The sequence below is a fragment of the Tsukamurella sp. TY48 genome (assembly GCF_019656655.1).
Lineage (GTDB): Bacteria > Actinomycetota > Actinomycetes > Mycobacteriales > Mycobacteriaceae > Tsukamurella > Tsukamurella strandjordii.
In genome coordinates, this window is the sequence record NZ_BPMV01000002.1 from 526,110 (window position 1) to 550,785 (window position 24,676).

The 24,676-nt window shown below is 70.7% G+C and carries 25 protein-coding genes; 10 read left to right on the forward strand and 15 right to left on the reverse strand.

Going from position 1 to position 24,676, the window contains the following annotated elements; translation table 11 throughout:
* The first annotated feature begins 2 nt into the window (after positions 1–2).
* Positions 3–710, forward strand: coding sequence for an alpha/beta fold hydrolase (locus TTY48_RS18355; protein WP_220659079.1), 708 nt, complete (start codon positions 3–5; stop codon positions 708–710).
* Here the strand turns inward: TTY48_RS18355 and TTY48_RS18360 are convergent.
* Both TTY48_RS18360 and dut read right to left on the reverse strand, forming a co-directional pair.
* Positions 694–1,515, reverse strand: a complete 822-nt coding sequence (locus TTY48_RS18360; RefSeq protein ID WP_220659080.1) for a DUF3710 domain-containing protein — start codon at positions 1,513–1,515, stop codon at positions 694–696. The two genes, TTY48_RS18355 and TTY48_RS18360, sit on opposite strands and share 17 nt — an antisense overlap.
* A gap of 58 nt (positions 1,516–1,573) precedes the next feature.
* Positions 1,574–2,029 (reverse strand): dUTP diphosphatase, encoded by a 456-nt coding sequence (gene dut / locus TTY48_RS18365; protein WP_220659081.1) that lies wholly within the window; start codon positions 2,027–2,029, stop codon positions 1,574–1,576.
* Positions 2,030–2,071: 42 nt separating this feature from the next.
* Between dut and TTY48_RS18370 the strand changes: the two genes are divergently transcribed.
* The gene (locus TTY48_RS18370; RefSeq protein ID WP_220659082.1) at positions 2,072–2,545 is read left to right on the forward strand and encodes a DUF3093 domain-containing protein; all 474 of its coding nucleotides are present in this window, start codon (positions 2,072–2,074) and stop codon (positions 2,543–2,545) included.
* A gap of 51 nt (positions 2,546–2,596) precedes the next feature.
* Here TTY48_RS18370 and TTY48_RS18375 read toward each other — a convergent pair whose 3' ends face one another.
* The gene (locus TTY48_RS18375; protein ID WP_013126518.1) at positions 2,597–2,896 is read right to left on the reverse strand and encodes a DUF4193 domain-containing protein; all 300 of its coding nucleotides are present in this window, start codon (positions 2,894–2,896) and stop codon (positions 2,597–2,599) included.
* Between the two features lie 231 nt (positions 2,897–3,127).
* Between TTY48_RS18375 and cei the strand changes: the two genes are divergently transcribed.
* Entirely contained in the window at positions 3,128–3,835 is a 708-nt protein-coding gene (gene cei / locus TTY48_RS18380; RefSeq protein WP_220659083.1) for an envelope integrity protein Cei, read from the forward strand.
* Positions 3,836–3,859: 24 nt separating this feature from the next.
* Here the strand turns inward: cei and TTY48_RS18385 are convergent, their stop codons facing one another.
* A complete protein-coding gene (locus TTY48_RS18385; RefSeq protein ID WP_220659084.1) occupies positions 3,860–4,723 on the reverse strand; it encodes an inositol monophosphatase family protein in 864 nt (287 codons plus the stop codon).
* A gap of 89 nt (positions 4,724–4,812) precedes the next feature.
* On the opposite strand from TTY48_RS18385, the gene ppgK reads away from it, so the two are divergent.
* The 3 genes from ppgK (at position 4,813) to TTY48_RS18400 (ending at position 7,784) form a co-directional block, all read left to right on the forward strand.
* Positions 4,813–5,556, forward strand: a complete 744-nt coding sequence (gene ppgK, locus TTY48_RS18390; protein WP_220659085.1) for a polyphosphate--glucose phosphotransferase — start codon at positions 4,813–4,815, stop codon at positions 5,554–5,556.
* A 230-nt stretch (positions 5,557–5,786) separates the two neighbouring features.
* Entirely contained in the window at positions 5,787–7,241 is a 1,455-nt protein-coding gene (locus TTY48_RS18395; protein WP_220659086.1) for an RNA polymerase sigma factor, read from the forward strand.
* A 90-nt stretch (positions 7,242–7,331) separates the two neighbouring features.
* A complete protein-coding gene (locus TTY48_RS18400) occupies positions 7,332–7,784 on the forward strand; it encodes a DUF6226 family protein (RefSeq protein ID WP_220659087.1) in 453 nt (150 codons plus the stop codon).
* Positions 7,785–7,787: 3 nt separating this feature from the next.
* On the opposite strand, the gene TTY48_RS18405 is transcribed toward TTY48_RS18400, so the two are convergent.
* Positions 7,788–8,345, reverse strand: a complete 558-nt coding sequence (locus tag TTY48_RS18405) for a hypothetical protein (protein ID WP_220659088.1) — start codon at positions 8,343–8,345, stop codon at positions 7,788–7,790.
* A gap of 107 nt (positions 8,346–8,452) precedes the next feature.
* On the opposite strand from TTY48_RS18405, the gene TTY48_RS18410 reads away from it, so the two are divergent.
* From TTY48_RS18410 to TTY48_RS18420, 3 genes are all read left to right on the forward strand, one after another.
* A complete protein-coding gene (locus TTY48_RS18410) occupies positions 8,453–9,574 on the forward strand; it encodes a sensor histidine kinase (protein ID WP_220659089.1) in 1,122 nt (373 codons plus the stop codon).
* Positions 9,571–10,212 carry a response regulator transcription factor gene (locus TTY48_RS18415; RefSeq protein ID WP_220659090.1) on the forward strand — a complete coding sequence of 214 codons (642 nt, stop codon included), beginning with the start codon at positions 9,571–9,573 and terminating at the stop codon, positions 10,210–10,212. Before TTY48_RS18410 ends, TTY48_RS18415 begins: the two co-directional genes overlap by 4 nt.
* A 77-nt stretch (positions 10,213–10,289) precedes the next feature.
* Positions 10,290–10,724: a DUF6069 family protein gene (locus TTY48_RS18420; protein WP_220659091.1), complete on the forward strand. Its 435-nt coding sequence runs from the start codon at positions 10,290–10,292 to the stop codon at positions 10,722–10,724.
* A gap of 24 nt (positions 10,725–10,748) precedes the next feature.
* Here TTY48_RS18420 and TTY48_RS18425 read toward each other — a convergent pair whose 3' ends face one another.
* The 4 genes from TTY48_RS18425 to TTY48_RS18440 are packed head-to-tail and all read right to left on the reverse strand — an operon-like array spanning position 10,749 to position 17,729.
* Complete coding sequence (locus TTY48_RS18425) at positions 10,749–13,919, reverse strand: carboxyl transferase domain-containing protein (RefSeq protein WP_220659092.1); 3,171 nt, start codon at positions 13,917–13,919, stop codon at positions 10,749–10,751.
* Entirely contained in the window at positions 13,916–15,640 is a 1,725-nt protein-coding gene (locus TTY48_RS18430) for an AMP-binding protein (RefSeq protein ID WP_220659093.1), read from the reverse strand. Before TTY48_RS18430 ends, TTY48_RS18425 begins: the two co-directional genes overlap by 4 nt.
* Positions 15,641–15,667: 27 nt before the next feature.
* The gene (locus tag TTY48_RS18435; RefSeq protein ID WP_255585817.1) at positions 15,668–16,285 is read right to left on the reverse strand and encodes a TetR/AcrR family transcriptional regulator; all 618 of its coding nucleotides are present in this window, start codon (positions 16,283–16,285) and stop codon (positions 15,668–15,670) included.
* Between the two features lie 52 nt (positions 16,286–16,337).
* Positions 16,338–17,729, reverse strand: coding sequence for an MFS transporter (locus TTY48_RS18440; protein ID WP_220659095.1), 1,392 nt, complete (start codon positions 17,727–17,729; stop codon positions 16,338–16,340).
* Positions 17,730–17,898: 169 nt separating this feature from the next.
* Between TTY48_RS18440 and TTY48_RS18445 the strand changes: the two genes are divergently transcribed.
* A complete protein-coding gene (locus TTY48_RS18445) occupies positions 17,899–18,708 on the forward strand; it encodes an alpha/beta hydrolase (RefSeq protein ID WP_220659096.1) in 810 nt (269 codons plus the stop codon).
* Positions 18,709–18,714: 6 nt separating this feature from the next.
* Here TTY48_RS18445 and TTY48_RS18450 read toward each other — a convergent pair whose 3' ends face one another.
* From TTY48_RS18450 to TTY48_RS18475, 6 genes are read right to left on the reverse strand one after another with little or no spacing between them, the layout of a single operon-like run.
* A complete protein-coding gene (locus TTY48_RS18450; protein WP_220659097.1) occupies positions 18,715–19,689 on the reverse strand; it encodes a phosphotriesterase in 975 nt (324 codons plus the stop codon).
* 26 nt (positions 19,690–19,715) lie between these two features.
* Positions 19,716–20,801, reverse strand: a complete 1,086-nt coding sequence (locus TTY48_RS18455) for an acyl-CoA dehydrogenase family protein (RefSeq protein ID WP_220659098.1) — start codon at positions 20,799–20,801, stop codon at positions 19,716–19,718.
* The gene (locus TTY48_RS18460; RefSeq protein WP_220659099.1) at positions 20,798–21,985 is read right to left on the reverse strand and encodes an acyl-CoA dehydrogenase family protein; all 1,188 of its coding nucleotides are present in this window, start codon (positions 21,983–21,985) and stop codon (positions 20,798–20,800) included. The genes TTY48_RS18455 and TTY48_RS18460 overlap by 4 nt, the downstream gene beginning before the upstream one ends.
* Complete coding sequence (locus TTY48_RS18465; protein WP_220659100.1) at positions 21,982–23,205, reverse strand: acyl-CoA dehydrogenase family protein; 1,224 nt, start codon at positions 23,203–23,205, stop codon at positions 21,982–21,984. Before TTY48_RS18465 ends, TTY48_RS18460 begins: the two co-directional genes overlap by 4 nt.
* A 1-nt stretch (position 23,206) precedes the next feature.
* A complete protein-coding gene (locus tag TTY48_RS18470) occupies positions 23,207–24,223 on the reverse strand; it encodes a phosphotransferase family protein (protein ID WP_220659101.1) in 1,017 nt (338 codons plus the stop codon).
* On the reverse strand, positions 24,223–24,675 hold the full coding sequence (locus TTY48_RS18475) for a MaoC family dehydratase (protein WP_220659102.1): 453 nt from the start codon (positions 24,673–24,675) through the stop codon (positions 24,223–24,225). The genes TTY48_RS18470 and TTY48_RS18475 overlap by 1 nt, the downstream gene beginning before the upstream one ends.
* Position 24,676 lies beyond the last annotated feature (1 nt).

Here is a 24,676-nt window from a genome sequence, read left to right on the forward strand (position 1 = left end):
GCATGCCCTCTTTCGCGCGTGCCACCGCCGTGTTGTTGCCGGGCTCGGGGTCCGACGCCGATTTCGTGCTGCGGGCGTTCGCGCCGGTCGCCGCGCTGTGCGCGCGCACGGTCGCCGTCGATGCGGAGCCACCGTCGGTGGTGGACGGGTACCGGGCCGCGCTCGACGCCGCTGCCGCCGACGGTCCGGTCGTGGTGTGCGGGGTGTCGCTCGGCTCGGCGGCGGCCGCGCGCTGGGCCCTGGACCGTCCCGACGCGGATGTGACGCTGGTGTTGACGCTGCCACCGTGGTCCGGCCCGGCCGGGGCCGACACCCCCGCCGCGGTGTCGGCGCGGGTCACCGCGGAGACGGTCGACGAGCGCGGAGCCGCGGAGGCGATCGCGCGGATGCAGTCCGGCAGCCCGGCCTGGCTGGCGCGCGAGCTCACCCGGTCGTGGGCGGCGCACGGAGATTTCCTGGCGCCCGCGCTCCGGGAAGCGGCCGGCTACCGGGCGCCGACGGAGGCGGAACTGCGCGGTCTGCGCGCGCCGACCGTGGTGGTGGGCGCCGAGGGCGACCTGATCCATCCGGTCGCGGTGGCGCGGGCGTGGGGCGCCGCCATCGACGGTGCCGCGGTCGAGGTGGTGGAGCTGGCCGAACTCGGACCCGACCCGGCCGTGCTGGGCCGGGCCGGTGTCCGCCGGCTGACCGGTATCAGTCCTGGTGCTTGAGGCGTGAGAGCGCCGACCCGCGGGTGAGGCGGTCCTGGTTGCCCTGACGCAGCGCGGCGGGGCCGTTGGCGGCGGCCCGCTGGGCCACCTGCTCGGCGATCGACGCCGCGGCGTCCTGCTGCTGCTGGGCCTGCTGCGCCATCGCCTGCTGCAGCTGAGCGACGAGCTCGGAGGGCAGCTCGATCTCGAGGTGATCGCGCGCCGGACGGGGCTCGGTACCGCGCCGCACCACGGTCTCGGCCAGCATCGCGCGGGCGAGCTGCGCCGCCTGTTCGGCGGCCTCCGCGGGCGCGGCCACGACGAATCGGATCATCCACCGCGGACCGTCGATGCCGATGAAGCGGAGCACGCCGTCGGGCTGGACTCCGACCACCTCACGGCCCCAGTGGCCGTCCTCGATGGTGACCTGGGCGCCGTTCTCGCGCAGCGAGTCCCCCAGCTCGGTGACCACCTCGCGCCACTGTCCGCCCTTCTTCGGGGCGGCGAAGACGCCGGGGGTGATGCGGCCGACCGGGGTGTCGAGGTGCACGCCCACGGGCTGTCCCTCGGGGCTCATCTCCACCTGCAGCTGCGCCTCGGGCGGCATGGCCAGCACCAGCGAACCCAGGTCGAGGCGGCCGTCCTCGAGACCCTCGATGCTCTCGAGCTGCGCGAGATCGTAGGGACCCTCACCGGAGCCGAGGACCTGGGTCTCGTCGGTCACCGGCTCGGGGATCGCGTGGTGCTCCGGCTGCCCGATGGAGGCGTACGGATCGACGTTGGCGTCGCTGCGCTGCTTGCCGGACTTGCGGCGGCCGAGGGCCATGGGGCGGTGCTCCTTGGTTTCGAGGGACGACGATGCCTTCAGCGTAGAAGGCGGGAAGCTAGCGGTCGAGGCTGGAGTGCCCGCCCGAGGAGCCGTAGCCGCCGGTACCGCGGACGGTCTCGTCGAGGAAGGAGACCTCGACGAAGTCCGGGAGCTCGACCTGCTGGACCAGGAGCTGGGCGATGCGGTCGCCGCGGGCGATCTCGACCGCGGTTTCGCGGTCGGTGTTGAGCAGGCACACCTTGATCTCGCCGCGGTATCCGGCGTCCACGGTGCCCGGGGTGTTGACCACGGTGAGGCCGTGTTTCGCGGCGAGTCCGGACCGGGGGTGGATCAGTCCGACGGTGCCGTACGGCAGGGCGAGCGCGATGCCCGTGGGGATCATCGCCCGGGTGCCGGGTTCGATCCGCACGGACACCGTGGAGTACAGGTCGACACCCGCGTCACCGGGGTGCGCGCGCTTGGGAAGGGGTAGGCCCTCGTCCAGCCGAAGTAGGGGTATCTGGCTCACCATGGCTTGCAGACTACGCTGGCGGGTGTGGCGCAGGATCCAACGGTGAACACCCCAGACACGAGCACCCGGTACTTCGAACGGCTGAGTGTGCCGTGGTACTGGTGGCTGATCGGAGCCGGAATCTCGGCGTTGATCTGTTACGAGATCGACCTGGCGGCGCGGGGGGCCACGTGGGCCTACGCACTGTTCCCGGTGGTCTTCCTCATCGCGGGCGCGCTGCTGTGGTCGATGGGCCGCGCCTCGGTCGGGGTGCGCGACGGTGAGCTGTGGGCGGGCAATGCGCATCTACCGCTGGAGCTGGTCTCCCGTGCGGCGGCGGTGCCTCCGGAGGCGAAGAGCAAGGCGTTGGGCCGGCAGCTCGACCCTGCGGCGTTCGTCTATCACCGGGGCTGGATCAAGACGCTGGTGGCCGTGGTGCTGGACGATCCGGACGATCCGACACCGTACTGGCTGGTGTCCACGCGGCATCCGGACCAGCTGCTCGCGTGCATTCCCGCCGCGACCACGCTCGACTGAGGGGCTCGTCCCCGAGTCCTCTGGAGCGGGTCGCCGCGGGTGACTGCGCGATCAGGCGCAGTCGATGCAGATCAGCTCGCTGCCGTTCGGATCGGCCAGGCGGCTGCGGTGGTACACGAGGAAACAGCTCGTACACGTGAACTCGTCGGCCTGCTTCGGCACGACGCGAACACTGAGCTCCTCGCCCGAGAGGTCTGCGCCGGGGAGTTCGAACGATTCGGCGGTCTCGCCCTCGTCCACATCCACGGTGCCCGACTGTGCCTCGTTGCGGCGCGCCTTCAGTTCTTCGAGCGAATCCTCCGAGATCTCATCAGCCTCGGAGCGACGTGGCGCATCGTAATCAGTTGCCATACCTTGTAATCCCCATCCTTGCTCGGCCCGCCACCTCGGGGTTGCCGGGTGGACGGGCCCGTTGTCCCGCACCGAGCGGCCCAGACTATAGCGCAACGAAATTCACGTGTCACGTATTTTGCGTCCGCAACGCCATATTCACCACTCGCGCCCTGTAACGCGCCGCCCCGTGGATTGATTCCCGGCCTCGCCTCCCGGCTCCTGCGGGCCCGCTCACGTACAGTCGGGGCCGTGGTTTCCCAGCTCACCGGCGCCGGCCGCCGATTCGACCGCAAGGGCGAGCCGTTCCGGCGTCGGAGCGCGCTGCCGCTCCTCATCGTGATCGCGGTCCTGGCCGTGGTGGCCATCGCGACCTGGGCGCGCGCCATGTCGTCCGGAGAGACCGCGGCCGCGCCGGTGTCGTGCCCCGCGCCGGCGCCGCCGTCGGCCGCCGCGTCCGGGAAGCCCCGTCCCTCGTCCCCCGCGCCCGCCGCACCGGCCCGCTTCGACGTGGTCTCGCCGGACGACATGATCACGGTGCGGCCGGCACCGCTGGCCGCGAGCGTGGTGCGGGTGCTCAACGCTTCGGGGCAGTCGGGCCGGGCCGAGACCACGCTCAACAAGCTGGCCGATTACGGCTTCGGCGCGCCGCCCACCGGCGCCTACGGCAACGACACGATGTACTCGCAGATGGAGTGCCAGGCGCAGCTGCGCTTCGGCGATTCCGGACGGGCCGCCGCCGCGGCGGCGTGGGTGATCGCGCCGTGCGCCGAGCTGATCAACGACGGCCGGCGCGATGCCACCGTCGACCTGTCACTCGGCACGTTCTTCACCGACCTGGAGCCCAGCACCGACGCGCAGGAGGTGCTGCGCATCCTGCGCGCGGCACCGGCGGGAGCCACCGACGGCGGCGCGAATCCGGCGCTGGTGGCGGCGGTGCACCGCAACGCCTGCAACTGAAACGCCTGCAACTGAGCGGGCCCGTCAGAGGGCGTCGAGACCGCCCGCGGCGCGCAGGATCTCGATGAACTCGTCGGCGATCCCGGGAGCCACCGCCACGGTGAGAGCGCCCTCCTCGCTGCGCGAGTCGGGTGCGGGGACGATCACGGTGGCACCGGCCTCGGCGGCGATCAGGGAGCCCGCGGCCCAGTCCCAGGGGCTCAGTCCGTGTTCGTAGTGGGCGTCGGCGCGGCCCGCGGCCACCATGCACAGATCCAGTGCCGCCGATCCGATCCGTCGCACGTCGCGGACCTGCGGGAGCAGCCGGGCGAGCACCTGTCCCTGCCGCTCGCGCCGCTCACGGGCGTAGCCGAAGCCGGTGGCGACGAGCGCGAGTGCGGGATCGGTGATCGGGTTCGCGCGCAGGACGCGCTGCGTCCCGTCGGCGAGGATCTCCCGGGCTCCCCCGCCGAGCGACGCCGCGTAGACGGTGCCGTGCACCACGTCGGCGACGGCGCCTGCCACGGACACTCCGTCGACCTGCGCACCGAGCGAGACGGCGTAGGCCGGTATCCCGTACAGGAAGTTGACGGTGCCGTCGATCGGGTCCACGATCCACCGCACGGCGCCGGGCTCCCCCGCCGCGCCGCCGAACTCCTCGCCGAGCACCGCATCGTCGGGGCGCAGCTGCGTCAGCCGCTCCCGCACGAACCGCTCGGTCTCGGTGTCCACCACGGTGACCGGGTCGGTGGGCGTCGATTTGGTGCTGACCGCGTCCTCGGGACTGGCATCGAAAGCGTTGGCTCCGAATACTTCCGCGCGGCGCGCGGCGACCCGCTGGGCGGCCTCGCGGGCAACGGTGACGGCGATCTCGGACAACTGCTGCCGGTCGTGTTCCACGTCCTCCACCGAACCACAATCCACGGTAGTTTGACAGCGCGGGGGCGACCCCGGACTGGTATTCGACCCGGCGCGGGCCGGCACAGCGGGAGCAGAGCATGACTGTCAATCACGGGTTCGGCGTCGACATCGGCGGCAGCGGGATCAAGGGCGGCGTCGTCGACCTCGACACCGGCGAACTGGTCGGTGAGCGCTTCAAGGTGCTCACCCCGCAACCCTCGACTCCGGAGGCGTGCGCGGAGGCCGTGCAGCAGGTGATCGACAACTTCGAGTGGAAGGGCCCCGTCGGCGTCACGGTGCCCGCGGTGGTCACGGGCGGCGTGGTGCGGTCCGCCGCGAACATCGATGCGGGCTGGATCGGGACCGATGCCGATGCGCTGTTCACGGCGAAGCTGGGCCTCGATGTGACGGTGCTCAACGACGCCGACGCGGCCGGTCTGGCCGAGGATCGCTACGGCGCAGGGCGCGATGTGGAGGGCGTGGTGCTGCTCCTCACCCTGGGCACCGGGATCGGTTCGGCTCTGCTGCACAAGGGGACGCTGGTGCCGAACACGGAGTTCGGGCACCTGGAGGTGGACGGCAAGGAGGCCGAGCACCGCGCTGCGAGCTCCGTGAAGGACGCCAAGGGCTGGTCGTACGAGAAGTGGGCCGAGCAGGTCTCGCGGGTCTTCCGGGAGTACGAGAAATTGCTGTGGCCCGATCTGATCGTGGTCGGTGGCGGGATCAGCCGGAAGGCCGAGAAGTGGATCCCGATGCTCGATGTGGCATCGCCGGTGGTGCCCGCCGCGCTGCTGAACACCGCGGGCATCGTCGGTGCGGCGATGGCGGCGCAACCGTCGTAGCGCGCGCCCGGTTTGCGGCGATTTCGGGCCGTGAGGCGCAGGTGATCGCGGGCGTCTCCACTGAATCGTTACAATGGAGCTCCCGGCATCGACACGCCGGACCACAAGCCGGACCTCGTCGCTCCCCGGACGCCTCAGCCGCCACCTCGCCCGCACCGTCGGGAACGGCGGTTTCGCTGCGCCCGATGAGCGTTCACCGGTGGACGAACGGACAGCAGGAAAGGGCGTAAGTGGCAGCGACGCAGACCAGCTCCAGCGCGCAGTCGGAAGACGGCGCGGACGGTTCGGCCACCTCGGCGGCGACCCCCGCCAAGAAGACCACCGCCAAGAAGGCACCCGCGAAGAAGGCGGCAGCGAAGAAGGCACCGGCCAAGAAGGCCGCCGCCAAGAAGGCTCCCGCCAAGGCCGCGGCCAAGAAGGCACCGGCCAAGAAGGCACCGGCGAAGCGCACGGCGAAGAAGGCCGCGGGCAAGAAGGACGCTTCGGCGGCCAATCCCGAGGACGGCGCGATCGACGAGGAAGAGGTCGAGCTCGACGGCGATCCCGATCCCACCGAGCTCTCCGACGAGGACGTCGCGATCGACCCGGACGACACCCCGGACGAGTCGGCCGATTCCAAGGCGAAGAGCGCCGTCACCAAGCCCGCCCCGGCGGACGCGGAGGACGAGGAGCCGTCCGAGCAGGACAAGGCCTCCGGCGACTTCGTGTGGGACGAGGAGGAGTCCGAGGCCCTGCGGCAGGCCCGCAAGGACGCCGAGCTCACCGCCTCGGCCGACTCGGTGCGCGCCTACCTCAAGCAGATCGGCAAGGTCGCGCTGCTCAACGCGGAGGAGGAGGTCGAGCTCGCCAAGCGGATCGAGGCCGGCCTGTTCGCCGAGCAGATGATCAACCGCTGGGTGGAGCGCGGCGAGAAGCCCGCCATCGGCATCCGGCGCGATATGAACTGGATCGCCCGCGACGGCAACCGCGCCAAGAACCACCTGCTGGAGGCCAACCTCCGCCTCGTGGTCTCGCTGGCCAAGCGCTACACCGGCCGCGGCATGGCCTTCCTGGACCTGATCCAGGAGGGCAACCTCGGCCTGATCCGCGCGGTCGAGAAGTTCGACTACACCAAGGGCTACAAGTTCTCCACGTACGCCACCTGGTGGATCCGTCAGGCGATCACCCGCGCAATGGCCGATCAGGCCCGCACCATCCGCATCCCGGTGCACATGGTGGAGGTCATCAACAAGCTCGGCCGCATCCAGCGCGAGCTGCTCCAGGACCTGGGCCGCGAGCCCACGCCGGAGGAGCTGGCCAAGGAGATGGACATCACGCCGGAGAAGGTGCTGGAGATCCAGCAGTACGCGCGTGAGCCGATCTCGCTGGACCAGACCATCGGCGACGAGGGCGACAGCCAGCTCGGCGACTTCATCGAGGACTCCGAGGCCGTGGTGGCCGTGGACGCGGTGTCGTTCACCCTGCTGCAGGATCAGCTGCAGTCGGTGCTGGACACCCTGTCCGAGCGTGAGGCGGGCGTGGTCCGCCTGCGGTTCGGCCTCACCGACGGTCAGCCGCGCACGCTCGACGAGATCGGCCAGGTCTACGGCGTCACGCGCGAGCGCATCCGCCAGATCGAGTCGAAAACGATGAGCAAGCTGCGGCATCCGTCGCGCTCGCAGGTGCTCCGGGACTACCTGGACTAGCTCTTCGGAAGAACGAACGCTCCCCTCCGCCGCGCGGAGGGGAGCGTTTTTCGTTGGCGGGTGCGGCGTACCGCGCGTACGGTCGCCCCGGTGTACATCCGCCCGCAGATCACCGCGCCGTCGTTCGTCGACGATGCCGGTGTGCCGATCCCCTACGGCGACCGGTGGAACTTCGACGACGGGCCGCCGCCAGAGAGCTACTCGCGCGAGAGCAACCTCGGCCGCTTCGCCCCGTTGCACACGATCGCGAACGCGCTGATCGACCACCTGGTGCGGACCTACGATGTGACCGTCACCGATCTCGGCCCCGGGAGTGACTACCGCAACGCGACGGTCCGGCACGTGGCGATCGGCCCGGTGGTGGGCGACCGGGTCGTGGTCCTGCTCACTGATTACCCCTCGGCCGGTGCCCGGTTCGGCCCCGACCACGAGGTGCACTACCCGCGCTGTTCGTGCGATGCCTGCGATGAGACCTGGGAGTACGGCGCGGAGATGCTCGAGTTCGAGATTCTTCGCGTCGCCGCGCACTGGCCGCGACGGTAGCGCTCAGCGGTTGGCGGGTTCGCTGCGGCCGGACACCCAGAGCGGCCCGGTGAGCAGCCAGATCACGGTGACCACGCCGAGCCCGCCGAAGACGCTGAAGAGTTGCTCGCGCTGGGTGTCGTCGGCCACGGTCACGCTGAGCAGTCCGGTGACGGCGGCGGCGATGGCCACGGCTCCGAGCCAGCGGTAGAAGTCGGACCACTCCTTGCGGGTGCGCTCGGGTCCGTACTTGGGCACCTTGTACGGTTCGGGGCCGCCGGCGAAGCGGTGCGCGAACTTCGCATCGGCCCAGGCGATCATCCGGTGCCCGAACATGATGGTGCAGCCCAGGTAGATTCCGGCGAGCCGGTGCCCCAGGCCCACCTCGCCCCCGCGGTAGAGGTCGATGGCGACGGCGATGATGAGGACCACGTCGAGCACCGGGACCAGCGCGAGCACGATGCCGCCGGCCTTCTTCGCCCGGGCGATGTAGCGCAGCGCGAGGCCGCCGAGTACGAGCACCCAGAAGCCGATCTCGCACGCGGCGATCGTCCAGAGGACGGGATTGTTCAACTCGCTCATGATTCCAGGGTGACGCATCGGGGCGCCGATGTCGTCCACCTATGGAGGATTCGTGCATCCGTCGTTCGGGGGACCCCGCGGAGCGGCACATGTGCTGCAATGAAGGCATGGCCGCCGACAGGATCCCGCGGACGTCGGAGTTCGCCGGCGTCTCGGCCCTCGGTGTGCTGGTGGTCGGGGTCCTGCTGTGGATCGCGGGCGGCTGGTCGCTGAACTCGGCCAACGAGGACATGTACCCGTGGCAGGTGAAGTTCGGGCTGCTCTGCGCCGCGTTCGCCATCCAGGTGCTGGCCCGCGATCGCCCCGCACTCGGCTTCGGTCTGATGCTCGCGCTGATCGCGTGGGACCTGCCCTTCGGACCGTCGGTCGCGCTGTGGATCGCCTTCTCCGATGTCATCTACCTGGCCACCGCGCTGGGCAGCCGGCGGCTGGCCGATGTGGTGGCCTGGGTGTCGCTGCTGCTCACGGTGGTGGCGGCCGTCGTCGCCACGGTGCATGGGGGCGTCAAGGGCGGGGTGTACGCCACCCTGGTGATGCTGGCCGTCACGTGGTCGCCGATCGGCTACGCCCGGGCCGTCCGCGCTTATCGCAGGCTCGCCCATCTCGAACGCGCCGAGAGCGAATCCCGGCGCGCCGCGGCGCTCGCCGAGGAACGCCGGAGGCTGGCCCGCGAGCTGCACGACACGGTGGCCGGTCACCTGTCGGCGGTCGCGATCCTGGCCGATGCGGCGCAGCGCTCCCCCGGTGATGCCGCTGTGCTGCAGACGATCCGGGCGGGGAGCCTGGCCGCGCTCGAGGAGATGCGGTCCACGATCAACCTGCTCACCTCGCCCGACGATGCGGCAGTGCGCACCACCCTCGCCTCGCTCGATCCGCTGATCGACATCGCCGAGGCCGCCGGCGGCACGGTGACGCTGCGCGGGCCGGGCGATGCGGAATTGCCGATCGCGGTGGAGGCCACCACCACCCGTATTCTGGGCGAGGTCATCGCCAACGCCACCAAGCACGCGCCGGGCGCCCCGCTCGACATTACCCTGACCATCGACGGAGCCGAACTCATCGTGACCGCCAGTAATCCCCTGCCCGCCGGTGTGGCCACCGGTGCCGGGAACGGCCTGCAGAACATGGCCTTCCGCGCCGAGTCGATCGGCGGTGTGGCCTCGGCCGGTCCGCAGGGACGGGATTGGGTGGTGCGGGCGCGGATTCCGATGCGGGTGTCGGCGCCGTGACGGTCACCGTGGTCCTGGCCGACGATCACGCCGCCATCCGGGCCGGCCTGCGGCTGCTGCTCGAATCCTCCGGAGAGGTCCAGGTGATCGGTGAGGCTGCCGACGGTGCCGCCGCCCTGCGGCAGGCGAAGGCGCTGCGCCCGGACGTGGTGATCATGGACGTGCGGATGCCGCGGGTCGACGGGATCGCCGCGACCGCGCAGGTGGTGGCGGAAACGGATTCGGCGGTCCTCGTTCTCACGACCTTCGACCTCGACGATTACGTGCTGGGTGCACTCGCTGCGGGCGCGAGCGGATTCCTGCTCAAGTCCGCGGGCGGCGACGAACTGATCCGTGGGGTGCAGGCGGTGGCCGAGGGCGACGCGGTCCTGGACCCGAAGGTCACGCGCACCGTGATCACGTCGCTGCCGTCGGCGTCCGCCCCGGCGCAGACCGACCTGTCGGTGCTCACCGATCGCGAGCGCGATGTGCTCGCCGGCCTCGGCGCGGGACTGTCGAATCATCAGATCGCGCGACGCCTGGAGATCGGCGAGGCGACGGTGAAGACCCATGTCTCGCGGGTGCTCATGAAGCTCGGTGTGCAGTCGCGGGTGCAGGCGGCCGTGATCGCCTCGCAGGCGGGCCTCGACGCGCTCTGAGCGCGCCCCTTGACCTCAACAATGGTTACGGTTGTGCAATGGAGTCGTTCCAGAAATTCGACTCCGAGGAGCCCCTCATGACCGTTCACTCCCCCACGACGTCCGCCGCGCCCACTATTCGACTCACCCGCACGACGGTCGTCGTCGGCGCGGTCGCGGCATCCCTCCTCGCCAATCTGGTGCTGTGGCTCGTCGGTCTCGCCGCCGGTGGCGACTTCACCATGACCGACCCCGAAGGTGTGCGCGCCTCGGTCGCACCGGGCGGCGTGATCCTGATGACGGTGGCGCCCCTCGCCGTCGGCATGACCGCCGCCGTTCTGTTGTCCCTGCTGTGGGCACCAGTCCTGCGGGTGGCCGAGGTGATCGGCGCCGCCGCGGCGCTCGGCACCATCGCCGGGACGCTGTCCGCCGATTTCGACGGTCCGTCCACAGTCACCCTCTCGCTGATGCACGTGGTGATCGCGGTGGTCCTGGTTGCCGCACTGGAGGGCCTGTACCGCCGCATCCGTTGACGGTGCGCGGATCCGCGCCCTCGCTCAGCGGGCGAGGGTGCGGATCCATGCCCGGGTGTCGGCGGGGTCGATCACGTCGTCGAGTTCGAAGGTGGTGGCGGCGTGCAGGGCCCGCCCGCGCTGGTACGCCAGGGACAGCAGCTGATCGAACAGCTCGGCGCGCGCGGCCTCGTCGGGCGCGGCGGCGAGCTCCTTACTGAATCCCAGCCGCACTGCGCCCTCGAGTCCCATCCCGCCGATCTCGCCGGTGGGCCACGCCACCGTGAACTGGGGCGCGTGGAAGGACCCACCGGTCATCGCCATCGCGCCGAGGCCGTAGCCCTTGCGCAGCACGACGGCCCCGACGGGCACGGTGAGCCGCGCGCCCACCACGAACAACCGGGAGAACCGCCGGACCGTGGCCTGCTCCTCCGCCTCGGGCCCCACCATGAAACCGGGTGTATCGCACAGCGATACCACTGGTAGGCCATGCGCCTGCGCCAACTCCAGGAAGTCGGCCAGTTTGTCGGCGGCCTCGGCGTCGATCGCGCCGCCGAGATGCCGGGTGCTGTTGGCGATGAGCGCGATGGGGTTCCCCTCCACCCGCACCAGCGCCGTGACCACACCGACCCCGTAGTCGCGGCGCAGCTCGGTGATCGAGCCCTCGTCCACCACCGCCGCGATCGCCTCGCGCACGTCGTAGGCGCGAAGCCGGTTCTCGGGCACGGCGTGCCGAGCGCGGCGCGGGTCGGGGGCGGTCCAGTCGTCGGCGGGCCCGGAGAAGTAGCCGAGGCACCGCCGGGCCACCGCGACGGCGTGTTGTTCGTCGTCAGCGGCCACGTGGACCACCCCGGTGCGCCGCTGCACGTCGATCGGACCGATGGCCTCGGGCGGGAAGTCACCGAGCCCGCCGCCCGAGATCATCGCCGGCCCGCCCATGCCGATGTTGGCGTCCGGCGTCGCGATCAGCACATCGCAGATCCCCGCGAGCGCGGCATTGCCCGCGAAGCACCGGCCGGAGACGATGCCGATCAACGGCACCTCGCCGCGGAGCGCGCCCATGGAGCGGAAGGTGGGAACGTCGAGTCCGGCGACGATGTCGAAGTCGGTGTCGCCGGGGCGCCCTCCGCCGCCCTCCGCGAACAGGATCACGGGCACCCTTCGGCGCCGCGCGATCTCGAGGAGGCGATCGGTCTTCGCGTGGTTACGCCAGCCCTGCGTCCCCGCCATCACCGTGTAGTCGTAGGAGATCACCATCGTCTCCCGCCCGCCGACGGTGGCCAGCCCGCCGACCAATCCGTCCGCCGGACCGGTGGCGATCAGGTCCTCTTCGGACCTGCGGGCGCGCTGCGCGGGCAGGACCAGTGCGCCGTACTCGGTGAAGGAGCCCTCGTCCACGAGGTCGGCGATGTTCTCCCGGGCCGTCCGCCGGCCGATCCGGTGCCGCTTGGCGACTGCCCCGGGGCGGCCGGCGTCCCGCGTGACGGTGTGCCGTTCCGCGACCTCGCCCAGATCGGCTCGAGGGCGATCGAGATCTTCGGCCGCGCTGCCGGATCCGCCGCGGGTGTCCACGCCGGCGGCGGTGTAGGTGAGCAGCGGCGTACCCGCGGCCACCGTCTGGCCGGGGCGCACCAGCACCTCGTCGACGACGACCGGTCTGTCGAGGGCCTGCTCGTGCTCCATCTTCATGGCCTCCAGCACGACCAGTGGCGTACCGGGCTCCGCCGTCCGACCGGGTTCGGGCACGGCCACGACGGTGCCGGTCAGCGTGGCGGTCAGCACGTCGCCGCCGAGCGCATCGTTTCCGGCCGGCGTGGGCGCGGGCGACGGGGCCTCGGGCACGAGGTCGCCGAGGCGGCGCCCGAGGTAGCCGGTGTCCACCGGACCCGATCGGAACTCGGGATCGGTGAGGACGGCGCGCAGCAGAGCGATGTTGGTGCCGGGGCCGTCGATCACGAACTCCCCCAGCGCCGCTTCGGCCTTCGCGAGGGCGCGGGCGGTGGTGGCGGCGCGGACGATGACTTTCGCGAGCAGGGAATCGTACCGCGCCGAGATCGCGAGCCCGGGGCGGCCGTAGCCGTCGACCCGGACGCCCGGGCCGGTCGGCGGGGTGTATCCGTCGAGGACGCCCGCGGTGGGGAGCACGGTGCCGTCGGCGAGCGGGGTCTCCAGGTTCACCCGGACCTGGACCGCGGCGCCCGTGGCGGCGGCGGGCGTCCCGGTCAGCGCACCGTCGCTGCACCGCACGCCGTCGGGCAGCCCGAGCGCATCGAGCGGCGCGCCCTCGGCGAGCTGGAGCTGGACGGCCACCAGATCGATGCCGGTCACCTCCTCGGTCACGGTGTGCTCCACCTGGATCCGCGGGTTCACCTCCAGGAACAGCGCGCCGTGGTCGTCCACCAGGAATTCGACGGTGGCCAGTCCGCGGTATCCGACGGCGGCGCACAGGCGGGCCGCCGCCGCGTGGATCTCGGCGCGCCGGTCCTGCGTGAGAGCGGGTGCCGGAGCCAACTCGATGAGTTTCTGGTTGCGGCGCTGCACACTGCAGTCGCGGTCGCCCACGGCGATGGCTGCGGTGCCGTCCCCCACCACCTGAACCTCGATGTGCCGGGCGCCCGTGCGGAGTTCCTCGGCGAACACCCGACCGTCGCCGAAGCCGAGTTCGGCCTCGGACACGCAGGCGCGATAGGCGGCGGCGAGGTCGCCGCCCGCGGGAACCGCGCGCATGCCCCGTCCGCCACCGCCGGCCAGTGCCTTGATCATCACGCCACCGGGGTGGGCGGCGGCGAAGGCCCGGACCGTCTCCAGGTCGGCGCCTCCCGTGGTGGCTCCGGGCACCGGGACTCCGGCGTCGACGGCGGCCTCGCGTGCGGCGGCCTTGTCGCCGAAGGTCCGCAAGACCGCCGGTTCCGGGCCGACGAAGACCAGTCCGGCGGCGGCGCAGGCGGCGGCGAAGTCGGCGTTCTCGGCGAGGAACCCGTAGCCGGGGTGCACGGTGTCGGCGCCGGATTCCGCTGCGGCGGCGAGGACCGCCGCCTGGTCCAGGTAGGCCGAGGGGCCGTTGCCGGCGAGCGCGACGGCGGTGTCGGCCGCCGCGACGTGCGGGGTGTCGGCGTCGTCCGCGGCGTACACGGCGACGGTCGGTATCCCCAGTTCGCGCGCGGTACGGATGATGCGCAGCGCGATCTCGCCGCGGTTGGCGATGAGCAGTTTCACTTCGACTCCCCTTCGGCCGCGAAGCGCGCGGCGCGTTCGAACAGTTCGCCCTTGCGCACCTTCCCGGTGGCGGTCATCGGAAGGGCGTCGACGAGAACGAAGTCCGGCACCTTGTACGCCGCCATGTTCTCGCGCGACCAGTCGGCGAGTTCGACGGTGTCCACCGGCCCGCCCGCCACCACGAAGGCGAGCGGGATCTGCCCGCGCCGCGGATCGGGTCGCGGCACCACCGAGACCGCCGATACGGCGGGGTGCCGCTTCAGCAGCGCCTCCACCTCGGAGGGGAACACCGACATGCCGTTCACCTTGATCATCTCCTTGGTACGGGCGAGGTAGTGCACCGCGCCCCATTCGTCCAGCTTGCCCACGTCGCCGGTGTGCAGCCAGCCGTGGCGGATGGTCTCGGCGGTCGCATCGGGCCGCCGGTGGTATCCGAGCAGGATCGACTCGCTCCGCACCACGATCTCGCCGGTCTCGCCCACCGGGACCGGAGCGCCCGCGCCGTCCACGATGAGGATGTCGGTGCCGGGCACCGGGAGCCCGCAGAACACCGGGTCGGCGGTGAGGTCCCGGTCGCCGTCCTGGAAGCCGAGGGTGAAGGTGTCGGCGGTGTGCGTCTCGGTCATCCCGTACGAGGCCTCGCGGAGCGTACCGCCGGTGAGATCGCGCCAGCGGCGGCGGACCTCGGGAGTCAGCTTGAGCACGAAGGAGACCGCGAGCGGATGACGGATGCTCGCCAGGTCCGCCCCGTCGATGCCGGGCAGGTCCATCAGCTCGACGTAGTTGTCCACGGTGGCCACGGTGTCGGTGATCGCATGTCGTGCGATGAGCATCGCGGCACAGGCCGGGTCCCATCGGGTCATGAGGACCACCGTCTGGCCGTTGACGAGCGGCTTGAGAATGCCGAAATCCTCTCCGGCGATCCAGAACACGGGCAGGAAGTTGAGCCCGACCGACTCCGCCGAGCCCACCTTCGCGCCACCGCCGAGGGTGGCGGTGGCCGCGGTGTAGGCCATGTGCCGCTGGGTGTGTTCACAGCCCTTGGGGAGGCCGGTGGTGCCGCCGGTGTAGTTGAGGGCGGCGAGCGCGTCGGGGTCGGAGGGACGCTCGGGCGCCCGATCTGCGGTGAGCACGCGGTGCCAATCGCTACGGGAGTCCGGCGCCGTCGGGAAGGGCACGGGCAGCTCCCCCGGATCGGCGATCATGTCGCCCAGCGCGGTGGCGAGCACGGTGCGCACTCCCGTATCCGCGCGGACGGATTCGACGAGGTCGAGCAGGTCGGTCTGGGCCAGCACCACTGCGACTCCGGCGTCCTCGAGCTCGTGGCGCAGTTCGTGCCCCTTGAGCAGCGGGTTGACGGGGACGTGCACGGCCCCGATCTTGAGGATGCCGAGCATGGCGATCGCGAACTGCGGACAGTTCCCGAGGTACACGCCCACACCATCTGCGGGTCGGACACCCTGCGCGAGAAGGAATCCGGCGAAGCGGTCGGAGAGTTCGTCGTACTCGGCATAGGTCACGTCGCGCCCGTAGAAGGAGATGGCGACGGTGTCGGGGCGATGCCGCGCCCAGTGCCGGAGGTGTTCGACCACCGCGGGCGTACCGGCCGGATACTCGACGGTGCGCGGCACCTGCGGCGGCCAGTTCCGCTCGCGCAGCGCGCGGACCTCCTCCGCGGCGGCGTCGAGTGCGGTGGCGAGGTCGACGGCGGTACCCGTCATGGCGGACTCCTGTTCGGTCGGGTCGACCTACGTGAAGCCGACCAGTCGTTCGGTGATGCGGATCTGGTCCGCGATGAAGCGCTCGCGCTCGGCCGCGTTGCCGCGGGCCACGCGTTTGGCGCCGTGGTGGATGGTGTCGTTGAGGATCTGCACCAGGGCCGCGGGTTCGATGCAGAGATCGACCGCGGCCGGGTCCAGCGAGGCCAGGTAATTGGTGTACCGCCGGTGCGTCCGCCGCATGAGGCGGTCCCAGAGCTCCGCGACATCCTCGCGGACCGCTGCCATCGCATCGAAGAGTGCCACGAGCCCGCCGTTGGCGAAGACGGCATCGGCGTAGGCGCGCATCGTGGCCGCGATCACCTCGCGGGGTTCCATGGTGTCCATGCCGTCCAGGAACTGGGTGGCCTCCAGTTCGGCGCCCACCCGGTCCAGGACCGCGAGCAGGATCTCGTCCTTGGACCGGAAGTAGGCGTAGAAGGTGGGCCGGGAGGTCTGGGCGCGTGCGGCGATGAGTTCGACGGTGGTGGCGGAGTAGCCCAGATCGTCGAAGCACTCCGCCGCCGCCTGCAGCAGTTCCGCGCGGCGGGTTCCGCCGGCGTCCTTGCGCGAGGCCCGGGCCCGCTCCTGCGATTCGCTGATCGTCACGCTCACGAGTCTGCTCGGCTCCGGGCTCGGCTTCAAGGACGCCGGCGGTCGGTCATACCGTGGCCGGTACGCCGGGGACCGCGGTGGGGTCTTCGCGCACGGCGGCCGGATTGGTCTCCGGGAGGAACCAGGCGCTCAGGAGGGTGACCAGGCCCATCGCGGCGAGGTAGAGCGAGACTCCCCAGGTGGAGCCCGTCTCCGCGATGATCCAGGTCATCAGGAGCGGCGCCACGCCGGAGACCGCGACGGCGGCGAGTTGGTACGCCAGCGAGGCGCCGGAGTACCGGACCCGGGGCTCGAAGAGCTCGGCCATGAACGCGGCGAGCGGTCCGTACGTGAGGGCCTGCCCGGCGCTGGAGATCAGCATGGCGATCACCAGCATGGTGCCGGACGCGGTATTGGCCAGTAGGAAGAACGGGAAGGCCCAGAGGATCAGCACGCCACCTCCCAGCAGGACCAGCGGCCGGCGCCCCACCCGATCGGAGTTGGCACCGGCCCACATGATCACCAGGGGCATCACGATGGACGTGACCAGGATCGAGGTGAGTACGGTGTTGCGGTCCATGCCGAGGCCGCCTTCGGCCGGCTTCTGCGTTCCGTAGCTGAGGAATCCGGCGATGGAGACGTAGAACGCGGAGTTGGTGCCGGCGAGCAGGCCCGCGCCCAGCAGGATCTTGCGCCAGTGCTTGCGCACGGCCTCGGACAGCGGAGCGGCGGCCACCTGGGCCTGATCGCCCCGCTTGGCCTCGACCTCGGCCTTGAGCTGCCGGAACTCGGGCGAGTCCTCCACCTTGAGGTGGATGTACAGGACCACAGGGATGAGGGCGGCGCTGGCCCAGAACGGGATTCGCCAGCCCCAGCTGAGGAAGGCGTCGTTGGGCATCGCGTAGCTGACCACGATCATCATCAGGTTGCCCAGCACCAGACCGAGCGGCACGCCCATCTGCCCGAAGGTCCCGGCGAAGCCACGGCGTTTGGGGCCCGCGGATTCGGTGAGCAGCAGGACGATTCCGCCCCACTGACCGCCGCAGGCGAGGCCCTGCACGAAGCGGAGCGTGATCAGCAGGACCGGGGCCACGGTGGCCATGCCCGCCACGTTCGCCGAGGGCAGGCAGCCGATCAGGAACGTGGCCACGCCCATCGCGATCAGGCACAGCAGCACCATGGGCTTGCGGCCCAGCTTGTCCCCGTAGTGGCCGGCGAGGATGCCGCCGAGCGGGCGCGCGATGAAGCCGATCGAGAACGTACTGAACGCCGCGAGCGTCGCGACGAGGGGCGAGGCGTTCGGGAAGAAGACCTTCGGGAAGACGAGCGCCGCGGCGGTGCCGTAGACGAAGAAGTCGTACCACTCGATGGAACTGCCCACCAGGCCCGCGGTCAGCAGCTTGCGATGCGATCGGCGACGGTCGCGCTCGTCGAGCGCGGTCGATGACGTGTCTGACATGAGACTCCCGGATGTAAGAGAATGTGACCCCCGACACATAGAATGATTGACGTTGACGTTCGTGTCAACCGATTCCGCGAATTTGCTAAGCAAACGCTTACGCAGGTCAGAAGGTTTGCAAACGACCAAATCGCCCCCGCAACGGCGCACGCGCCGTTACCCTCGCCGCATGACGACCGAACCCGATGCCGACTTCACACTGCCCGGGCACGGCGGCCCGATCGTCGGCCACCGCTGGTCACCGCCCGGCGATCCGCGGTACGTGGTGCTGCTCACGCACGGCTACGGCGAGCACTCCCGCCGCTACGACCACCTCGCCTCGCGGCTCACGGCCGACGGTGCCGTGCTCTACGCCGTCGACCACATCGGGCACGGTCGCTCCGCGGGAGAGCGTGTTCTCATCGAGGATTTCGACGCCGTGGTCGACGACGTGCACCTGGCGGAAGAACTGGCTCGCCGCGAACATCCGTCGCTCCCAGTCACGCTGATCGGGCACTCCATGGGCGGCCTGATCGCGGCGAGGTACGCCCAGCGGTTCGGCAGCGGCCTGCGCGCGGTGGTCCTGTCGGGTCCGCTGATCGGCCCGGCCGCTCTCGTCTCGTCGATGCTGGCGCTCGACGAGATCCCCGATGTCCCGCTCGATCCCGAAGCCCTCTCCCGCGACCCGGAGGTGGGCCGCGCGTACTCCGCGGACCCGCTGGTGTGGCACGGTCCGTTCAAGAAGCCCACGGTGGCGGCGATGGACCGCGCTCTGCGCGCGATCTCCGCGGGTGGTCCTCTCCCCGTGCCCGCGCTGTGGCTGCATGGGACCGACGATCCGATCGTGCGGTACGAGGACTCGGCCGCGGGCTGGGCGGAGATCCGTCCCACGGACCACGCGGAGCGCACCTACCCCGGTGCGCGCCACGAGATCTTCAACGAACTCGACAAGGACCGCACGATCGACGACGCGATCGCCTTCCTCCACGAGCGGATCTGAGGCCGGCTACTCCCCCGCCAACACGCGCCGCGGGACGTCCACCAGCATGGTGTCGATCTGCTCCCGGGTGACGCCGCGCTCGAGGACGTACGGGAAGACATCGTCGAAGATGTGCGTGTAGTGCCACTGCGTGAGAGCGGCTTTGACGTTCGGATCGATCCAGTCGATGTAGCAGGAGGCGTCCTGCGAGAGCACGATCTTCTCGGCGTAGCCGCGGCGCACCATCTCGATCAGGGTGTCGTTGCGCGCCTCGAAGGTGGTCTCCAGATTGATGCCGAAGCGGTCGAAGCCGAGGGTGAAGCCGGCGTCGGCGAGTGCCGCGAGGTGGTCGACATCGGTCGAATCACCGCTGTGGCCCAGCACGATCCGCGCCGGATCCACGCCCTCCTCGTCGCACATCACCCGCTTGACCAGCAGTCCGGTCTCCGACCCGGGATGGGTGTGCACCGTGATCGGCACACCGGTCGTGCGGTGCGCCGCGGCGACGGCCCGCATCACGCGCTCGACGCCGTCGGTGAGGCCGTGGTGATCGATCGCGCATTTGAGCATGCCCGCCTTCACCCCGGTGCCGCCGATGCCCTCGGTGATGTCGCGGACGAACATGTCCACCATCGGATCCGGGAATTCGACGCCGGTCATCGCGGTGAGGGCCGGGCCTCGGTACAGGAAGTACCTCGGCACGTCGCGGTAGGTGTACACGCCGGTCGCCGCGACGATCCGCACCGGGGTGCGTTCCGCGATGGCCCGGATCCGGGGGATGTAGCGGCCGAGGCCCACCACTGTGGGATCGACGATGGTGCGCACCCCCGCGTCGTACGCCTTCTGGAGCTGGGCGACCGCATCGTCGATCCGCGCGTTCTCGTCGCCGAAGTCGTCGGGATAGTTCTGCTGGATGTCCGGGGTGAGCACGAAGACGTGCTCGTGCATCAGGGTGACGCCCAGGTCGGCGGCCGCAACCTCGCCGGTGACAGTGTGAACCATGTGCTGCTCCTGACGGGGTGACGTGGTCAGGCCGGAAGGTCGACCAGGGTGGCGAGGGCGGCGCGATGCCGCCCGGGAATGCCGAGACCGATCTGATCGGCCTTGGCGCGCTTGAGGTACAGGTGTGCGGGGTGCTCCCAGGTCATCCCGATGCCGCCGTGCAGCTGCACCGACTCCTCGGCGGCCCGCACGGCGAGGTCCGAACAGTAGGCGGCGGCGACGGCGATCGCGATCGCGCTCTCCGGGTCCGCGGGGCCCAGTTCGCCGAGTGTGACGGTGGCCGACCGCGCCACCGCTGCTGCGGATTCCGCATCGGCGTACAGCTCGGCGAGCCGGTGCTTGATCGCCTGGAAGCCGCCCACGACGCGTCCGAACTGCTTGCGCTCCTTGAGATACCCGACCGTGGTCGCCACGCACCACCGCGCCGCGCCCGCCTGTTCGGCGGCGAGCAGCGCCGCACCGGTCAGCAGGCCCGCCCGCACGGCGGCGGTGCCATCGGCGGCGAGGACCGTGCCGGCGGCACCGTCGAAGGTCACGTCCGCGACCTGACGGGTCATGTCCAGCGAGGACACCGGATCCACGCGGGCCCGCGCGGCATCGAGGGCGTACAGCGCACCATCGTCGCCCAGGGCCAGCAGGACGTCGGCCCCGATCGCGCCCGCCACCGAGCGGACGGTGCCCGTGAGCGCCCCGCCGGCCGCCGGACCACCCGTGAGCGGGCCGTGCGGGTCGACGGAGAAGGGCACGACCAGAGCCGCGGTGGTCGCACCGGAGGCGAGCCGCTCGACCAGGTCGTCCGCGCCCGCGGCGAGCGCCACGGTGGTCGCGATCCCTGCGGAGGTGAGGAACGACGACGATGCCGCCGCAGCCCCCAGCTCTTCGGCCACCACGCCGGCGACGGCGACTCCGGCGTCGGCCCCGCCGAGCCGCTCCGGGACGAGCAGCCCGGCCACGCCCATCGCGGCGAGCTCGGCGTCGATCCCGGGCACGGGGGCACCGTCGTAGGCGGCGATCAGGTGCGACGGTGCGCTGCGCCGCTCGAGCAGATCGCGGACCGCCGAGCGCAGGTCCTCCTCGACATCGGTCAGCAGAAGATCGGGGGTGAAGCTCATTTGGGCACGTCCTTCCACGGCAGGTCCTTATCGACGCGGTGCTCCGGTGGTAGGCCCAGGACCCGCTCCGCCACGATGTTCTTGAGGATCTCGGAGGTACCGCCCTCGATCGAGTTGCCCTTGGCCCGCAGGTAGCGGTACCCGGCGTCGCGGCCGTAGAAGTCCACTCGGTCGGGCCGCACCATCGTCCAATCGCCGTAGCGCAGGCCGTCTTCGCCGAGCAGCTCCAACTCGAGCCCGGAGAGCTTCTGGTTGAGCCGCGCGAACGAGAGCTTCATCGCCGCGCCCTCGGGGCCCGGCTGGCCCGAGGCGAGCTTCTGGCCGAGCCGCAGCGCCGTGACGCGGGCGACCTCGCTGTCGACCCACAGGCGCAGCAGGTCGTCGTGCAGGTCCGGTGTGCGCAGATCGGAGCGCTCGCGCCAGGTGGTCGCGACCACACCGATCATGCCCTCCTCGCGCTGCGCGGCCCGGCCGCCGATCGCGACCCGCTCGTTGTTGAGCGTGGCGTTCGCCACCTGCCAGCCCTGGCCCACCTCCCCCAGGCGGTGTGCGTCGGGGATTCGCACGCCGGTGAGGAAGACCTCGTTGAACTCGGCCTCGCCGGTGATCTGCCGTAGCGGGCGCACATCGATCCCCGGATCGGACATGTCGCACAGGAAGTAGGTGAGCCCCTTGTGCTTCGGCTGATCCGGATCGGTGCGGGCCACCAGGATCGCCCACTGCGCGTTGTGCGCGCCCGAGGTCCACACCTTCTGGCCCGTGACCACCCAGTCGTCACCGTCGCGCACCGCGCGCGTGGCGAGGCCCGCGAGGTCGGAGCCGGCGCCCGGCTCGCTGAACAGCTGGCACCAGATCTCCTCGCCGGTCCACAGCGGGCGCAGGAAGCGATCGATCTGCTGCGCCGTCCCGAAGGACAGGATCGTGGGCGCCGCCATACCGAGCCCGATGCCGTTCACGTGGCTGCGGTTGTCGGGTGCCCCGGCCGCGGCGAACTGCGCATCCACGGCCCGCTGCAGGGAGCGGGACAGGCCCAGACCGCCGCGTCCCTCCGGGTAGGCCACCCACGCCAGTCCGGCGTCGTACCGGGCGCGGAGGAATTCCAGCGGGTCCGTCGTGGCCGGCGGGTGCGCCGCGAGGAAGTCCTCGATCCGCTGTGCCAGGTCCTCCGCGCCCGGCGCGGTCACTTCGCCGCCGCCCGCTTCTTCAGCTCGGCGCGCGCGAGCGAGTTCTTGTGCACCTCGTCGGGCCCGTCGGCGAACCGGAGGGTGCGGATGCCGGCGTAGTACTCGGCCAGGGTGAAGTCCTGCGAGAGCCCACCGGCGCCGTGCGCCTGAATGGCCTTGTCCAGGATCCACTGCACGGTCTGCGGAGTCGCGATCTTGATCGCCTGGATCTCGGTGTGCGCGCCGCGGTTACCCACGGTGTCCATGAGCCACGCGGTTTTGAGAACCAGCAGTCGCAGCTGCTCGATCCGCACCCGCGATTCGGCGATCCAGTCGCGGATCACACCCTGCTCGGAGAGCGGCTTGCCGAAGGCGGTGCGGCTGGAGACGCGATCGCACATGAGCTCCACGGCGCGCTCCGCCACACCGATCGAGCGCATGCAGTGGTGGATGCGGCCGGGCCCGAGACGGGCCTGCGCGACGGCGAAACCGCCGCCCTCCTCGCCGATCAGGTTGCTCACCGGCACCCGCACGTCGGTGAAGCGCATCTCGGCGTGGCCACCGTGGTTGTTGTCCTCGTAGCCGAATACCTGCATGCCGCGGAGCACTTCGAGGCCCGGGGTGTCGCGCGGCACCAGGATCTGCGACTGCTGCCGGTGCCGCTCGGCATCGGGGGCGGTCTTGCCCATCACGATGAAGATCTTGCAGTTCGGGTTCATGGCGCCCGTGATCCACCACTTACGGCCGTTGATCACGTACTCGTCGCCGTCGCGCACGATCGACAAGCCGATGTTGGTGGCGTCCGAGCTGGCCACATCGGGTTCGGTCATCGCGAAAGCGGAACGGATGGAGCCGTCGAGCAGCGGGGTGAGCCACTGCTGCTTCTGCTCCGCGGTGCCGAACTCGTTGAGGACCTCCATGTTGCCGGTATCGGGCGCGGCACAGTTGAAGACGGCGGGCGCCAGATGCAGCGCGCGCCCGGAGATCTCGGCGATCGGCGCGTACTGGAGATTGGTCAGGCCGGCGCCGCCCTCGCCGGGCAGGAAGAAGTTCCAGAACCCGCGGCTGCGGGCCTCGGCGCGCAGCTCCTGCAGAATCGGGACGCTGTCCCAGGCCCACCGGTTGTCGAGCTCACCGAGCTGGCGGTGGAAGGTCTCCTCCGCCGGGTACACGTGGCTCTCCATGAAGGAGGTGACCTCGGCGATCAGCTCCTGTGTCTTGGCGTCGTAGCCGAATTCCATGTCAGTTCTCCTCGAGTGCTTGCAGGCCCGCGTCGAGCAGCGGGTTCACGGCGTCGCCGGCCTCGGCGAAGCCCGCGCCCACGGTCTGCCCGTTCACGTAGCGGTAGTGGATGCCCTCGACGATGCCGGCCAGTTTGAAGGCGGCGAGTGCGAGGTAGAAACCGAAATCGCCCAGATCGCGGTCGCTCCGGGCCGCGTACCGGTCGATGATCTCCTGTTCGGTGAGGAAGCCCGGGGCTTCCGTGACATCGGCGACGGTCTCGCGGGAGACCTTCGCCAGGCGTCCGTAGACCACCATGAGCGCGAGGTCGGTCAGTGAGTCGCCGATGGTGGCGAGCTCCCAGTCGACGACGGCGGCGGGGCGGTCCTGCGGGTCGACCAGGACGTTGTCGAGACGGTAATCGCCGTGCACGATGCCGGGTTTCGCATCGGCCGGTACCCGCGCCTTGAGCGCCCGGTAGAGCTGGTCCACTTTCGGCAGGTCCCGGGTGTGGGCGGCGGCGAACTGCTTGTTCCAGCGCTCCACCTGACGGCCCAGGAAGCCCTCGGGCCGCCCGTAGTCGGACAGGCCCACGGTCGCGGGGTCGACGCTGTGCAGCACCACGAGGGTGTCGATCAGGCGCTCCGAGATCGCCCGGGTGCGCTCGGGTCCCAGCGCCTCGAGCTCGGACGCGCGGCGGTAGGGCACGCCGTCGATCTCGCTCATGATGTAGAACGGCGCGCCGAGCACATCGGGGTCGTCGCAGAAGGCGTACATCACCGGGAGCGGCACGCCGGTGCCCGCGAGGGCGGACATCATCGTGTACTCGCGGCCCATGTCGTGCGCGGTGGCGAGGAGCTTGCCCACCGGCGGGCGGCGCAGGATCCAGTTCGATGTCCCGTCCGAGATGCGGTACGTGAGATTGGATTTGCCGCCCGCGATGAGTTCCGCGGTGAGATCCGATCCGGCGCCGTCGACGTGCTGCGGCAGCCAGGTGCCGAGGACGTCGAGATCGAGTCCGGGGTGCTGCTCCGCCATCAGAAGACCACCACCGATACGGTCTCGGCCACGCAGGCGGGCTTATCGCCGCCCTCGCGTTCCACGGTGACGCGGGTGACCACCTGGTAGCCACCGCCGCCCTCGGCAACGGAGACCAGTTCGACTCCGGCGCGCAACCGCGATCCGACCGGCACCGGCTGCGGGAAGCGCACCTTGTTGCTGCCGTAGTTCACGCCCATCTTCGCGCCGCGTACCTCGTACACCTGCCACACCAGCATCGGGATGAGCGAGAGGGTGAGGTAGCCGTGCGCGATGGTCGATCCGAACGGGCCGGCGGCCGCGCGTTCGGGGTCGACGTGGATCCACTGGTGATCGCCGGTCGCCTCGGCGAACAGGTCGATCCGCTGTTGGTCGACGGTGACCCAGTCGGAGTAGCCGAGGTGGCGTCCGACAGCGGCCTGCAGTTCGTCCGGTCCGTTCAGGATCTCCATG